Here is a 15465-nt window from a genome sequence, read left to right on the forward strand (position 1 = left end):
TTTTAAGGGGATTATGCAGTTAAAACCGCGTTAATCCGTGTAATCTGTGTTTTCATTTTATCTTATTTTAAGCGTTATAATTGTTATTGCTGCCAATACAATCGTTACAATCCAGAAACGGACGGTAATCTTTGATTCATGAAACAGTTGGTCGGGTTTGGTGAATTTCACCGTGCATCCCGGTTCAATCAGGTTCATCGAAGTGCGGAAGTGATCGTGAATCGGTGTGCGCTTGAACAATCGTTGTTTCACACCTTTTCGTTTTCCTGCCTTATAATAAGCCCGTTGCAGGATGACCGACAGGTTTTCTACCAGGAATACACCGCAAAGAATCGGTATCAGCAACTCTTTGTGGATGATGATGGCAAACACTGCGATAATACCACCGATAGTAAGACTGCCTGTGTCTCCCATAAATACTTGTGCCGGATAGGCATTGTACCATAGGAAACCGATCAGTGCACCGATGAAGGCGCAGATATAGATTACCAGTTCTTCCGAACCCGGAATATACATGATGTTCAGGTAGCCTGCAAATTCGATGTGCGATGATACATACGCCAGTACCCCCAGCGTTGCACCGATAATTGCCGAGTTCCCGGCTGCCATTCCGTCCATACCGTCATTCAGGTTGGCGCCGTTTGATACGGCGGTAACTACAATGATGGTGACAATGACGAACAATATCCATCCGGCTGTTTGCGCATGTTCTCCCATGAAAGATACCAGATCGGCATAATCAAGGTTGTTGCTCTTGAAAAAAGGAATCGTTGTCTGGGTAGATTTCAGGTCATTCGTTCCGTGTATTACTTCCATCTCCTGTCCCGGATTATGAACTTCGATATTTTCGCGGATCACTACGTCCGGACTAAGGTATAAAGTCATTCCGACAATTAAGCCTAAACCAACCTGACCGATGATTTTGAACTTGCCATGCAAACCTTCCTTGTCTCTTTTGAAGATTTTGATATAGTCGTCTGCGAATCCGAGTGATCCCAACCATATGGTGGTGATCAGCATCAGTATCATATATATATTATGCAGTTTACCTAACAGTAAACAGGGTATCAGGATGGCTACAATGATGATAACACCACCCATGCTCGGGACGCCTACTTTGTTGACTCCGAACGGGTCGGTTTTAGCATCACGTTGCGTTTCTGTGATTTGTTTCCTTTTGAGTAGGTTGATGAACTTGTCTCCCCAGATACTTGAAATCAGTAACGCGAGGATAACTGCCATCAAAGCACGGAATGAGGTATATCCGAACATTCCCGCTCCTGGAAAATTGAGCTTATGTAGCCATTCAAATAGATAGTATAACATAAATAATTTGCCAATTTATTGATGTGTTGTTATGCCGGTTGCTGTCGGATAGATAACGAAGCCGGTCGGCATATTAGCACAGTCTATTCATTATTTAAAAATTTCTTTGAGTACTTCTTTGTCATCAAAATGATGTTTCACTCCTTTTATCTCCTGGTAATTCTCATGTCCTTTTCCGGCAACGAGAATTACATCTCCTTTCTCTGCCAGCATGCAAGCCGTGCGAATTGCTTCTTTACGGTCGGCAATGCTTAGTGTTTTCTTCATATCTTCCGCATCCAGTCCGGCAAGCATATCATTGATGATGTCTTGTGGCTCTTCAAAGCGCGGATTGTCGGAAGTGATGATGACGCGGTCACTCGCTTTGGCAGCTTCCTTTGCCATGATGGGGCGTTTGCCCTTGTCGCGGTTGCCGCCGGCGCCTACCACAGTAATCACTTTTCCTTTTCCTTCAAGCACTCCATGAATAGCGTTCAGTACATTAATGAGAGCATCCGGGGTATGTGCATAATCAACAATCGCCGTAATTCCCTGCGGTGAGCGGACCGCATCGAAGCGTCCGGCTACCGGATGAAGTGTGCTAAGAGCTACAAGCACCTCTTCCTCTTTCTTACCTAACAGAACTGCCGCCCCGAATACCGCCAACAAATTGGAAGCATTGAACTTTCCGATAAACTGAACTGCCAGTTCATGATTGTTGAAGTCGAGCAGCATCCCTTCAAAATGAGACTCCAATACCCGTCCTTTAAAGTCGCTAAGACTTCTCAATGAATAAGTATAGACCTTCGAACGTGTGTTCTGCGTCATTACCAGTCCGTTTTTATCGTCCAGATTGGTCAGGCTGAATGCATTTTTCGGCAGATCGTCAAAGAACTTTTTCTTCGCTTTCAGATAATTCTCTACTGTTTTATGATAGTCGAGATGGTCGCGGGTCAGATTGGTAAAGATCCCTCCTGCAAACTTTAATCCACTGATACGTTTCTGTGCAATCGAGTGGGAGCTGACTTCCATGAAAACATATTTGCATCCTTCATCTGCCATCCGTCCCAACAGACAGTTCAACGTGATTGGATCTGGAGTAGTATGTTCTGTCGGAATCGGTTCATCATCGATATAATTGCAAACGGTAGAAATCAATCCTACCTTATATCCGAAATAACGGAATGTATTATATAATAAGGTAGCGATTGTTGTTTTTCCGTTCGTTCCGGTAACACCGACCAGTTCCAACTTGGAAGTCGGGTCTCCGTAAAAGGTAGTGGCAATCTTTCCTACCGCATCTTCGCTGTCTTTTACTTGTATATAGGTGATCCCCGCTACGGGCTTTTCCGGCATATCCTCGCAGAGGATGGCGATCGCTCCTTTTGCAATGGCAGCAGGTATATAAGCATGGCCGTCGGCTTGTGTGCCACGCATTGCCATGAATAGCTGTCCGGCTTCCACTAGACGGGAGTCGATGTTGACACCGGTGATTTCTATGTTTGAATCTCCGGCTATCTCTACCGGTTGGATTGCTTTCAGTAACTCATTTAATAACATCACTTTATTCAATTTTTAATCTTTAATTTTTAATGAAGCGTAAGCGTCACCGTCTGTCCTTTCTTTACAATCGTTCCGTTGGCTATCGACTGGCTTTTTACTTTGCCCACGCCGACCAGGTTGACTTTCAATCCTTTGCTTTCCAACAAGTACACAGCGTCTTTCGCTCCCATACCTATCACACTGGGTACAAAATTCTGCATATTGCTCCGGCTTTCAAGAACCACAGCTTGTGGGGCAGAATGGGTATTTCCCCAAACTTCTTTGCCCGAATCAGCAATTTTGCCTTGTACATTAATCTGCAGCTCTTCCAATACCCGTTGCGCTTCGCGCATCTCTCCGGCTTTTACATTCGGAATGACTACGGAATTAGTATCAATCGCATTGGTCAGCGGTAACCGCAGGTCTTTGGCATACACCCTTTCTGCAATCTTGCTGAACACACTACCTGCCATCAAACCTCCCGAAGCCGGTAATCCTGGTTTCTGGATAGAGACAATCATGCTATATTTAGGCGCTTCTGACGGGAAATATCCGCAAAAACTAACCAGATAATTCGTTCTTCCCGTTTTGTATCCGGCTGCTCCCTGTGAGATCTGCGCCGTTCCTGTTTTTCCTGAAACGTGGAACTGCTTGCTTCCCGCAGGTTTGGCAAGTCCTTCACCGACCACTTTCCGGAGAATCTCACGGATCTGTGCCAAAGTCTTATCCGAACAAATCTTGGGATTGATCACCTCTGTCGGATATTCTTTCACGACTTCCCCATCTTTCACGGCAGCTCTGACAAACTTCGGACGTACGGTGACTCCATTGTTGGCTATCCCATTATAGAATGTGAGAATATTGATCGGCGGAACCTGTGTCTCGTAGCCGATACTCATCCACGGCAAAGTTGTCTTTGCAAAATAACGTTCTTTCGGACCGCGTATATTCGGTTTTCCTTCTCCCGAAATTTGCAGGTGTAACGGTTGGTCGATGCTCATCCGTTTCAATCCGTCTACAAATTTCTGCGGGTTGCTGCCGTAGAAATGGTCTATTATATAAGAGGTACCGACGTTGGACGACACTCCCAGGATTTCTGTGACAGTCAGTTTTCCGTATCCTCCGCGATGCCAGTTGTGGTCTTTCATGACACGTCCGTACATCGGCATCTGTCCGTTACCGGTGTCTACCACATAGTCCGGAGTGATCTTTCCGTCTTCAAGAGCTACCATGATAGAGGCAGTTTTGAAAGTAGACCCCGGCTCAAGCATATCGCTGATGGCATTGTTGCGCATTTCGTAGTATTCACCATCTTTGCCTTGCATCATGTTGACGATGGCTTTCACCTCTCCGGTAGCTACTTCCATCAATACCACCACACCCACACTGGCATTCAACTCTTTTAGTTTATCCACCAACGCTTTCTCGCAAATATCCTGCATACCTACGTCGATAGTACTAATCAGATCGCAACCGTCAACCGGCGGCACATCGACAATGTTCAGGTATTTGTTCATCACTTTCTGGCGGTGTGTCAATCCGTCCCGTCCTTTCAGGATGGTGTCGAAAGCAAGCTCGATACCATTTCTCGCTCCTTTGGCTGTGTCTGCATACACGTCTCCCAATGTACGGGCAGCCAGTGAACCGAACGGTTTCTTACGCTGATTGTAAGCCTGTTCTTTGAATCCGCCTTTATACCGGTTCAAACAGAACACAGGTAGTCTCTTTACCTCTTTATATTGTATATAGGAGATACGTTTCGGATAAATCAGATAATTGCGGCTTTTTGCCTGGCGTCCTTTTTTGAGATGTGCCTTGAATTGTGCCACGCTCTTGTCCGGGAATATCTTGTGAAGTCCGATACAGATAGAATCCATGTTCGCGTTGAGGATAGAATCACGTCGTGCCTGATCTTTCTGCCTGCGTTTTTCATCTTTTTCACCAGACATAAAGTCCATATATATTCTGTATTCGGGCAGAGAACTGGCCATTAGTTTACCGTCAGAAGAAATAATGTTTCCACGATTGGGTTTCACCGTCACATTTTCTTTTACGAAACGATCAGCCACATCCTGCCAGTATTGTCGTTCGGCAAACATGGTGATGCCTGCTTTTACAACAATAGCTACTCCTATCAACGCCATCAACAGGATGACGAAGAAGTAACGGGTCATTATGTTCTTTTTATTAACTGCCACAGCGCCTTTCTTTTTTAACTATCATTTATCAACTATCCACTCTCACTTATTTAATAAGGTAGGGAGGATTCGTCGATGTCTGCAAATCGCTTTCCTTACTTGATATATAATCTTCAATGCGCGACTGGCGGCTCTTTTCCATTAGCTCCGAACTGCGTGTCAGCGCGTCATATTTAATATCTGTCAATTCTTTTTTCAGCCGGTCTATTTCGATCTGCTGTTGTTGACTGGCATAGCGATTATGAATATAGAAGATGATAAATACCATGATAAGTACCAGCAACTTCGTTTGACGGCGGAAAAAATCGGTAGCCAGAATGTCTCCACCCAGAATACTCTTCAGTGAGGTACGTTTTTTCTTCTTGCCCTCTTCTGCTTTCTTATTTACTACTTCTTCTTCCATATCTTTTTACTTCTTTTCTGCAATTCGTAATTTGGCACTTCTCGACCGCGGGTTTCGTTCTATTTCTGCTTCGTCAGGAACGATTACCTTATTGTTGACAAGGCGGAAAGGTGTTTGCAGATTGCCGAAGAAGTCGGTTTCCGCTTTTCCTTCTACATTGCCTGTCTTCATGATGTTTTTCACCATACGGTCTTCCAACGAATGATAGGTGATAACTACCAGTCTGCCGCCCGGCCTTAATGCCTCCGTAGCAGCCTGCAACATCTCCTTCAATGCTTCCATCTCTTGATTTACTTCAATTCGCAGTGCCTGGAACACTTTTGCCAACTCTTTCTTTTCGCGTTCACGACCGAAAAGCGGTTTGATGATTTCCAAAAATTCACCGATGGTCCGGATATACTGTCCGCTTCTGGCTTTAACGATGACAGAAGCCAGTTTGCGGCTATTTTTTAGTTCTCCATACAGGTAGAGGATGTTTGCAAGGCGTTCTTCATCATAAGTATTCACGATATCTGCTGCTGTCATTCCGGCACGCTTGTTCATGCGCATATCCAGTGCCCCGTCAAAACGGAAGGAGAAGCCACGCTCGCTATCGTCGAAATGATGGGAAGATACGCCGAGGTCGGCCAGGATCGCATCTACCTGCTCGATGTCGTGATAACGCAGGAAGTTGTGCAGATAGCGGAAGTTACTGCGCACGAAGATGAAATGAGTATCGTTGACAATGTTCCGTTCAGCGTCCTCGTCCTGGTCGAAACCCAGCAGACGTCCGCCTTCTCCGAGCCGTGAAAGGATCTCGCGCGAATGTCCCGCTCCTCCGAATGTGACGTCTACATACGTTCCATCCGGTTGGATATTCATACCGTCAACGCTTTCTTTCAGCAATACAGGTACGTGATATGTCAATTCATCTTTCTCCATCTTGTCTATTATCATCGTTCATAATTTCTTCTAATGCTGCACCGAACTCTTCGGGTGACATGAAAGGCTGTTCTGCCCGTTCTTTCGCCCAGATCTCTATCTTGTTGTCGATGCCGATAAAGCGGATATCCCCATAGATACTGCAAATCTGTAAATACCGTTTCGGAATTAATATGCGCCCATTGCTATCAGGTGTCACTATTTCAACGTCGCTCACGAATTGCCTGAAAATAAGTTGGTGTTTGCTATTCCATTTGTTAAGTCTACTACGTAGCTCGTTCAACTCCTCGTTCCACACGCTCTCGGGGTACAGGGTTAAACAGTCCTGAAATACGTCTTTACGCATAATAAGCCTCTCTTCAGAAGCGGCTTGTAATTGCTTCCTGAAGGTGGCGGGTATGAACACCCTTCCTTTGGCGTCCGCCCTGGCTTCAATATTTCCTAAAAAACGTATCATTACCTTATTATAATAAGCGACCGTAAAAGTATGAAATTCCCCACAATTCCCCACAACTTTCCATAAAAAACTTTCAGAGAAGTTTTCAACAGAATGTTAAATGTCTATTTGCTTGAAAATGATGTGCCTTCGAGAATGCTTTACTGGTGGGGAGCTTGTGCCCGCAGAACGAAAAAAATGTCTGTATAGGTAAAATTTGATAATATAGAGAAAAGAGTTTTATTTCTATGCAATAATAAATAGACTGACACCCGGGTCTCGGTACTCCCAACACCCGGGTCTCGGCATGCCTGACATCCGGGTGCCGGTGTGTCTGACACCCGGGTGTCGGACAACTAATCTTTGCAATAAAAGAAAAGGCAGAATATACCGGAGTATTTCTGCCTTTTAATCATTATCAAAACTAAAAATCTGTATTAAAGAAATATGTGACTCAAAATCACTGAGTTTTATATAGTTAAGGTTTAGCGGAAGTCTTTCAATTCTTCCTGTAATTTCTGGCGCGTGAAGAAAATACGGCTTTTCACTGTACCCAACGGCAGGTTCAATTTTTCCGCAATTTCACGGTATTTGAATCCTGAAACGTGCATCGCGAACGGGACCCTGTATTCTTTGGGGAGTTTGTTGACTACACGGTGCATCTCTTTCAGGTCGTATGCTCTTTCTGTATTTTCAGAACTTCCGTCCTGTGGCAAATTCAGATGATAAAGATTGTCAGTCTGGTCGATGAATGTCTGGTCGCGGACTACCTTGCGGTAGTTGTTTATGAATATATTGCGCATGATGGTATACATCCATCCTTTGAAATTTGTATCAGGGGTATATTTATCTTCATTATCTAATGCTTTTAATGATGTCTCCTGCAACAAATCGTTTGCTTCTTCACGGTCAGTTGTCAGTTTATAAGCGAAGCGTAGTAATTCATCTTGTACTCCTACTAAATCTTTTCTGAAGCTTAAACTTTTCATAATGTGTTGCTTTTTAAAGGTGAATATTCGTTTGTTATTTTCGATGTTGCAAGTTTACATGAATTTCTGAAACCCGGTAGGGGAAAAACAGACGTTTTTTACCCGAAAACTATCCGCGGATAGTTTTTAGGTCATTTTTGATAGTTTTTGGGTGGTGTTTTTTTATCTTCTGAACTTAAATCCTGCATTTTCTACCAAATTATTGCGATTAATAAAAAAGAACCGTTAATTTTGTGCCATCATTTTTATTTGAAAAGAATGACTGATGACTCTTTATTTTTGATCGATGTCGATAAGATACTTCGGACAAAGGCTCCGAAGCGTTATAAGTACGTCCCTAAGTTCGTGATTTCTTACTTGAAGAAAATTATTCATCAGGATGAAATTAATGTATTCCTGAATGAGTCGAAGGATAAACTGGGAGTGGACTTTCTGGAAGCGTGTATGGATTTTCTGGATGCGAAAGTGGATGTAAAAGGCATTGAGAATTTGCCTAAGGATGGTCTGTACACTTTTGTTTCCAATCATCCGCTGGGCGGACAGGATGGTGTTGCGCTTGGTTATGTGTTAGGAAAACATTATGATGGGAAAGTGAAATACCTGGTGAATGATTTGTTGATGAATCTACGCGGGCTGGCTCCCCTTTGCATACCTATTAATAAAACCGGCAAGCAAGCAAAGGATTTCCCGAAGATGGTGGAAGCCGGATTCCATTCCGACGATCAGTTGATTATGTTTCCTGCCGGACTGTGTTCGCGCCGTCACAATGGAGTCATTCGTGACGTGGAATGGAAAAAAGACATTTGTAGTAAAGAGCATACAAACAAAACGTGATGTAATACCCGTGCATTTTGGGGGTAGGAATTCTGACTTCTTTTACAATCTGGCAAATGTTTGCAAGGCACTGGGCATTAAGTTTAACATTGCTATGTTGTATCTTGCGGATGAAATGTTTAAGAATCGCCACAAAACTTTTACTGTCACTTTTGGAAAGCCCATACCCTGGCAGACTTTTGATAAATCGAAAACTCCTGCGCAGTGGGCTGAATACGTAAAGGATATTGTTTATAAACTGTAACTGATAGAACAACTATAACAAGGAATATGGAAGAGATTATTAAACCGGTAAGCAAAGAACTGCTAAAAGCAGAATTGACGGAAGACAGGCGCTTACGAATGACGAATAAGAGTAATAATCAGATTTATATTATTACTCATCAGAATGCTCCTAATGTAATGAGAGAGATTGGTCGTTTGCGTGAGATAGCTTTCCGTGCTGCTGGTGGAGGTACAGGTCTGTCAATGGATATCGATGAATACGACACGATGGAACACCCCTATAAGCAGTTGATTGTATGGAATCCGGAAGCGGAAGAAATTCTGGGTGGTTACCGGTATTTGCTAGGTACGGACGTGCGTTTTGATGAAAAAGGTGCTCCGATTCTGGCTACTTCCCATATGTTTCATTTTTCTGATGCTTTTATTAAAGAATACTTGCCGCAGACAATTGAATTGGGGCGTTCGTTCGTTACGCTTGAATATCAGTCTACCCGTGCCGGAAGCAAAGGTTTGTTTGCCTTAGATAACTTGTGGGATGGATTGGGAGCGTTGACCGTGGTTATGCCGAATGTGAAATATTTCTTTGGTAAAGTGACCATGTATCCGAGCTATCATCGTCGTGGGCGTGATATGATTCTTCATTTCCTTAAGAAGCATTTTTATGACAAAGAGAAACTTGTCACCCCGATCGAGCCTCTGAAACTTGAAACTTCCGAGGCAGAGCTGAAATCTCTCTTCTGCAAGCATTCTTTCAAGGAAGACTATAAAATATTGAATTGTGAAATCCGTAAACTGGGGTATAATATACCTCCGTTGGTAAATGCATATATGAGCCTAAGCCCTACGATGCGTATGTTCGGAACAGCTATCAATTATGAATTCGGCGATGTGGAAGAAACCGGTATTCTGATTGCTGTAGACGAAATTCTCGAGGATAAACGGATTCGACACATCCAGACGTTTATTGAAAGCTATCCGGATGCGTTGAGATTGTCTTCTTGTGGAGGGGAAGAAGTGTTTACTCCTAAAGTGGTTACACCGCAGGCAGACTGTTCCCGTTAATTTTACGATAAAGATCAAGAGCAAAGACATCGGTCATTCCAGATATATAGTCAAGTACCGCCTGTATTCTTTCATAGAGTACGGGCGATTTTATATTGTATTGGCTGGAAACCCGGTCGATCAGGAGTTTGGAATAAGCCTTTTCGGGTGAAGTTACGGCATCTATCATCAATTCTAGTAAGGTGCTGATGATGCGGAACCCCGCCAGCTCGATGTCCAGTACATCCCGTGAACGGTAGATTTTGTTGATAGATACTTCGACGCTGTGTTTATAGGCTGCTGCCGGACGCTCGGCTATGCGCTTGATTAGTGATCCTTCGAACGTGCCGGACAGTATTTCTTGTTCATGATCTAAAAAGACACGGGTACACTCCCGGATTAATAAACCGATGACGGAAGAACGCAGGTAGGCGATTTGCTCGTTGACATCGTTGACGATCAGGAATGTTTTCCGGAGATGTTCCTGTCGTTCTTCGCTGAAATAGGCCATTAATAGCTCCTTGGTTTCTTCTGTGGTGAGAATCTTCAGTTTATATGCATCCTCAATATCCATCATCTGATAGCAAATGTCGTCTGCTGCTTCAACCAAATAAACTAACGGGTGGCGTGCATACTTCAAAGGATGTTCGTTGAGCAATATCAGTCCTAATTCTGTTGCAATTTTGTGGAAGCTTTCTTCTTCGCTGACGAAAAAGCCAAACTTGGATTTTGTTCCTGCAAGGCTCGATGAAAAGGGGTATTTTACAATAGAAGCCAAGGTGGTATATGTTAGAACGAATCCGCCTTTGCGACGTCCCTCGAACTGATGTGTAAGTATCCGGAAGGCATTCGCATTTCCTTCAAAATGTGTCAAATCTTCCCATTCCATCGGAGAAAGTTGCTCTCCGTCGGGCTGTTTCTCTTTCAGACGAACTCCTTTCCCTTCAGAGAAAAAAGTGGAAATGGCCTTTTCGCCTGAATGACCGAAAGGCGGGTTGCCCAAATCGTGTGCCAGGCAAGCGGCTGAAACGATAGAGCCGATCTCCGGCAGGAAAGAATCCTGAAGTTCCGGATGACGTTCCAGAAGTGCTTTGGCAACATCGTCCCCGAGTGAACGACCGACGCTGGCGACTTCGAGACTGTGCGTAAGGCGGTTGTGTACAAAAACGCTGCCCGGTAGAGGGAATACTTGCGTTTTGTTCTGTAATCTGCGGAAAGGAGCCGAAAAAATAAGACGGTCATAGTCCCGTTGGAATTCGGATCGGTTTTCCTGTCGTTCCTCATGGAATTCTTCCATTCCGAAACGTTTCGCTGATATTAATTGGTTCCAATTCATCATTTTATTTACGATTTGACTATATTTACTATTTACAATTTAGGGAACGGTACATTATTTAACTGCAAACTTAACTATTTTTCAGTTCAAAATGTGTATTTTCGCCCGTTAAATAGTAAACATGCATTTATGAATATTCAAGTTATCAATAAATCGAAGCATCCGCTTCCGGCTTATGCCACTGAATTGTCCGCAGGAATGGATATCCGTGCTAATCTTTCTGAACCTATCACACTGGAACCGTTGCAACGTTGTCTGGTGCCGACAGGACTGTATATCGCCTTGCCGAAGGGATTTGAGGCACAGGTTCGTCCACGTAGCGGACTGGCAATCAAGAAAGGGATTACGGTGCTCAATTCTCCGGGTACGATTGATGCGGATTATCGTGGGGAAGTTTGTATCATTTTAGTCAATCTCTCCTCTGAAACGTTTGTGATTGAAGACGGTGAACGTATCGCGCAGATGGTGATAGCGAAGCACGAACAGCCTGCATGGCAGGAAGTAGAGGTGCTGGATGAAACAGAACGGGGAGCCGGTGGTTTCGGACATACCGGAGTATGATGAATGCTTAATGGAGAAAATAGAATGAAGATAAAAATAGGATGGCTGTTCGTGACGGTATTGATGCTCACTTCGTGTGGGGGAATCCGGTCTGTGCGTACAGCAAAAACAACAGCGAAAGCAGATGGAGCTTCTTTGATGAAGGAAACATGGCTTTCTGCTGAACAACAGCGTAAATATGACTACTTCTTCTTGGAAGCCATGCGGATGAAAGGAAAGAATGAGTATGATGCGGCATTTGGATTGCTACAGCATTGTCTGGATATCAACCCCACTGCTTCTTCTGCGCTTTATGAAATATCGCAATATTATATGTTCCTTCGCCAGGTGCCGCAAGGTCAGGCTGCTCTGGAGCAGGCAGTGGCTTTTGCGCCTGATAACTATTGGTATAGTCAGGGATTGGTCAGTCTGTATCAGCAACAAAATGAATTGGATAAGGCTGCGGCTTTGCTTGAGAAGATGGTCACCCGTTTCCCGTCGAAACAGGACCCTTTGTTCAGCCTTCTTGATATTTACAGTCGCCAGGAGAAGTATAATGATGTCATTTCCACATTGAACCGTTTAGAGAAACGTCTGGGTAAGAATGAGCAGCTGTCTATGGAGAAATTCCGGATTTATCTTCAGATGAAAGATGATAAGAAGGCATTTCAGGAAATAGAAAGTCTGGTACAGGAATATCCGATGGATATGCGTTATCAGGTGATCCTGGGAGATGTATATCTTCAGAATGGGAAAAAGCAGGAAGCTTATGATGTATACCAGAAAGTTCTGGCTGTAGAACCTGATAATCCGATGGCTCTTTTCTCGATGGCTTCTTATTATGAACAGACCGGTCAGAAAGAATTGTATCAACAGCAACTGGATACGTTGTTATTGAACAAAAAGGTGACTTCTGATACTAAAATCAGTGTCATGAGACAGGTGATTGCGGAAAATGAACAGTCATCCGCTAAAGATAGCACTCAGGTGATTGAGTTGTTTGACCGGATGATGAAGCAGGATATGGATGATCCGCAGATACCGATGCTTTATTCTCAATACCTGTTGTCGAAGAATATGGAACAGGAAGCTGTGCCGGTATTGGAGCAGGTGGTTGATCTGGATCCTACTAATAAGGCTGCTCGTTTGATGCTGGTCAGTGCGGCGGTGAAGAAGGAAGATTACAAGCAAATTATCAAGGTCTGCGAACCGGGCATTGAAGCCACTCCGGATGCGTTGGAGCTTTATTATTATCTGGCTATCGCTTATCATCAGGCAGAACAGGGAGATAGTGTATTGAGTGTTTGTAATAGAGCATTGGAACATATAGCTCCTGATACGAGGAAAGAAGTTGTTTCAGATTTTTATTCTATCATGGGGGATATTTATCATACCAAGAAACAGATGGCGGAGGCTTATGCTGCTTACGATTCGGCTTTGGTATATAATCCTTCCAATATTGGCGCATTAAATAATTATGCTTATTATCTGTCTGTGGAACGTCGTGATTTGGACAAAGCGGAGGAGATGAGTTACAAAACGGTGAAAGCTGAACCTAATAATTCGACCTATCTCGACACTTATGCCTGGATTCTTTTCGAAAAGGGAAACTATGCCGAAGCCCGTATCTACATTGATAATGCGATGAAGAACGACGGTGAGAAAAGTGATGTGATTGTGGAGCATTGCGGAGATATTTATTTTATGACCGGTGATGTGGAAGGTGCGTTGAAATACTGGAAGAAGGCACTGGAAATGGGTAGCGAGTCGAAGATGTTGAAACAGAAAATAGAAAAGAAGAAATATATTGCGGAATGAAAAGAATAGTTTATCTATTGTTGGTGGTGGTAGTGTTGGCAGGCTGTAAGAGTTCGAAGCATTTAGCGACCTCGGAAACTAAGACTTCGACAAAGACGCAGACCTCCAGTTATTTGGCTTCCAAGCTTCAATTGACCATTCCCGGTAAGAAGGGGAGTATGTCTGTAGGGGGAACCCTAAAAATGAAAACTCATGAGCGGGTACAAATCTCCTTATTGATGCCTATTCTCCGTACGGAAGTGGCACGTATAGAAGTAACTCCCGACGAAGTGCTGCTTGTAGACCGGATGAATAAACGCTTCGTTCGTGCAACAAAGGCTGAATTGAAGAATGTGTTATCAAAGAACGTGGAATTCTCCCGTTTGGAAAAGATATTGATGGATGCTTCTCTTCCTGGCGGAAAGACAGAACTGACAGGAAAGGATATAGGAATCCCCTCATTGGAAAAGGCTAAAGTTCAACTTTATGAGTTTTCGACACAGGAGTTTTCAATGACTCCGACGGAACTGACGTCTAAGTATAACCAAATTCCTTTGGAAGAATTAGTAAAAATGCTGGTAGCTTTATTATGATGAAACGTTTCTTTGTTATTCTAATCAGTTGCCTTTGGTTGGCAGTTCCTCTTTTCGCTCAATCGAACAAGTTGATTCGTGAGCTGGAAAGTAAACGCGGCACGCTGCAAAAACAGATTGCCGAATCGGAATCTATATTGAAGAATACAAAGAAAGATGTGGGAAGCCAGTTGAACAGCTTGGCTGTGTTGACGGGGCAGATTGAAGAACGGAAACGCTATATCATGGCTATAAACAATGATGTGGAAGCTATCCAGCGTGAACTGGCGTCATTGGAACGTCAGTTGAGAGGGTTGGAGAAGGATTTGAAAGATAAAAAGAAGAAATATGAAGCTTCTGTCCAGTACTTGTATAAGAATAAGTCGATAGAGGAGAAGCTGATGTTTATTTTTTCGGCAAAGAACTTGGGACAGACTTACCGCCGTATGCGCTATGTCCGTGAATATGCTACTTATCAACGTCTGCAAGGGGAGGAAATCCTGAAGAAACAAGAACAGATACGCAAGAAGAAAGCGGAACGGCAACAGGTGAAAGCTGCCAAGGAGAGCCTGCTGCAGGAACGCGAGAGCGAAAAGGTCAAGCTGGAGGAACAGGAAAAGGAGAAGCGTACGTTGGTGACTAATCTGCAAAAGAAACAGAAAGGATTGCAGAATGAGATTAATAAAAAACGCAGGGAAGCCAATCAACTGAATGCCCGTATTGATAAATTAATTGCGGAAGAAATAGAACGTGCCCGTAAGCGTGCACAGGAAGAAGCCCGTCGTGAAGCCGCTGCACGTAAGAAAGAGGAAAGTAAGGAGGGGAAATCCACTGCAACGGAAGCGGCTGCGAAATCGAAACCTCTTGATGCTTATACCATGAGCAAGGCGGATCGGGAATTATCGGGTAACTTTGCTGCTAATCGCGGAAAACTGCCAATGCCTATATCCGGAGCTTATATCATTACCAGCCGTTACGGGCAATATGCTGTAGAGGGCTTACGCAACGTGAAACTGGATAACAAGGGTATTGATATTCAGGGAAGACCGGGTGCACAGGCACGTGCCATTTTTGATGGAAAGGTGGCGGCTGTATTCCAATTGAACGGATTATTTAACGTTCTCATTCGTCATGGTGATTATATTTCTGTTTATTGCAATCTTTCTTCTGCCTCCGTTAAGGCTGGTGATACGGTGAAGACGAAGCAGTCTATCGGCCAGGTCTTTTCCGACGCTACGGATAATGGGCGGACGGTATTGCATTTCCAGTTGCGCAGGGAGAAAGAAAAGCTGAACCCTGAACCTTGGCTGAATCGATAATTGAATT

13 protein-coding genes and 1 pseudogene are annotated in these 15465 nt (G+C 43.8%); 6 read left to right on the forward strand and 8 right to left on the reverse strand.

What is annotated here, in order from left to right:
* Positions 1-57: 57 nt before the first annotated feature.
* From NXV01_RS06250 to NXV01_RS06280, 7 genes are all read right to left on the reverse strand, one after another.
* Positions 58-1326, reverse strand: a complete 1269-nt coding sequence (locus NXV01_RS06250) for a phospho-N-acetylmuramoyl-pentapeptide-transferase (protein ID WP_148364151.1) — start codon at positions 1324-1326, stop codon at positions 58-60.
* A gap of 90 nt (positions 1327-1416) precedes the next feature.
* Entirely contained in the window at positions 1417-2865 is a 1449-nt protein-coding gene (locus tag NXV01_RS06255; RefSeq protein WP_148364257.1) for a UDP-N-acetylmuramoyl-L-alanyl-D-glutamate--2,6-diaminopimelate ligase, read from the reverse strand.
* Between the two features lie 29 nt (positions 2866-2894).
* A complete protein-coding gene (locus tag NXV01_RS06260; protein WP_259023435.1) occupies positions 2895-5021 on the reverse strand; it encodes a penicillin-binding transpeptidase domain-containing protein in 2127 nt (708 codons plus the stop codon).
* Between the two features lie 70 nt (positions 5022-5091).
* Complete coding sequence (locus NXV01_RS06265) at positions 5092-5448, reverse strand: FtsL-like putative cell division protein (protein WP_148364150.1); 357 nt, start codon at positions 5446-5448, stop codon at positions 5092-5094.
* Positions 5449-5454: 6 nt separating this feature from the next.
* Complete coding sequence (gene rsmH, locus NXV01_RS06270) at positions 5455-6369, reverse strand: 16S rRNA (cytosine(1402)-N(4))-methyltransferase RsmH (protein WP_259023436.1); 915 nt, start codon at positions 6367-6369, stop codon at positions 5455-5457.
* Complete coding sequence (gene mraZ / locus NXV01_RS06275) at positions 6356-6826, reverse strand: division/cell wall cluster transcriptional repressor MraZ (RefSeq protein ID WP_259023437.1); 471 nt, start codon at positions 6824-6826, stop codon at positions 6356-6358. Before mraZ ends, rsmH begins: the two co-directional genes overlap by 14 nt.
* 464 nt (positions 6827-7290) lie before the next feature.
* Positions 7291-7794, reverse strand: a complete 504-nt coding sequence (locus NXV01_RS06280; RefSeq protein ID WP_004298201.1) for an RNA polymerase sigma factor — start codon at positions 7792-7794, stop codon at positions 7291-7293.
* 258 nt (positions 7795-8052) lie between these two features.
* On the opposite strand from NXV01_RS06280, the pseudogene NXV01_RS06285 reads away from it, so the two are divergent.
* Both NXV01_RS06285 and NXV01_RS06290 read left to right on the forward strand, forming a co-directional pair.
* A pseudogene (locus NXV01_RS06285) lies at positions 8053-8872 on the forward strand (1-acyl-sn-glycerol-3-phosphate acyltransferase).
* A gap of 26 nt (positions 8873-8898) precedes the next feature.
* Positions 8899-9915, forward strand: a complete 1017-nt coding sequence (locus tag NXV01_RS06290; RefSeq protein WP_259021966.1) for a GNAT family N-acetyltransferase — start codon at positions 8899-8901, stop codon at positions 9913-9915.
* Here the strand turns inward: NXV01_RS06290 and NXV01_RS06295 are convergent.
* A complete protein-coding gene (locus tag NXV01_RS06295) occupies positions 9887-11233 on the reverse strand; it encodes a deoxyguanosinetriphosphate triphosphohydrolase (RefSeq protein WP_148364147.1) in 1347 nt (448 codons plus the stop codon). The genes NXV01_RS06290 and NXV01_RS06295 overlap by 29 nt on opposite strands.
* 126 nt (positions 11234-11359) lie before the next feature.
* Here NXV01_RS06295 and dut point away from each other — a divergent pair, with 126 nt between their 5' ends.
* Genes dut through NXV01_RS06315 form a run of 4 tightly spaced genes read left to right on the forward strand, consistent with a single transcriptional unit; the run spans position 11360 to position 15458 of the window.
* A complete protein-coding gene (dut, locus tag NXV01_RS06300; protein ID WP_004307331.1) occupies positions 11360-11791 on the forward strand; it encodes a dUTP diphosphatase in 432 nt (143 codons plus the stop codon).
* A gap of 24 nt (positions 11792-11815) precedes the next feature.
* Entirely contained in the window at positions 11816-13588 is a 1773-nt protein-coding gene (locus tag NXV01_RS06305) for a tetratricopeptide repeat protein (RefSeq protein WP_148364146.1), read from the forward strand.
* Positions 13585-14160, forward strand: coding sequence for a DUF4292 domain-containing protein (locus NXV01_RS06310; protein ID WP_148364145.1), 576 nt, complete (start codon positions 13585-13587; stop codon positions 14158-14160). The genes NXV01_RS06305 and NXV01_RS06310 overlap by 4 nt, the downstream gene beginning before the upstream one ends.
* Positions 14157-15458, forward strand: a complete 1302-nt coding sequence (locus NXV01_RS06315; RefSeq protein ID WP_148364144.1) for a murein hydrolase activator EnvC — start codon at positions 14157-14159, stop codon at positions 15456-15458. The genes NXV01_RS06310 and NXV01_RS06315 overlap by 4 nt, the downstream gene beginning before the upstream one ends.
* The last annotated feature ends 7 nt before the right edge of the window (positions 15459-15465 follow it).

Source organism: Bacteroides sp. BFG-606 (assembly GCF_024788145.1).
Taxonomy (GTDB): Bacteria; Bacteroidota; Bacteroidia; order Bacteroidales; family Bacteroidaceae; genus Bacteroides; species Bacteroides vicugnae.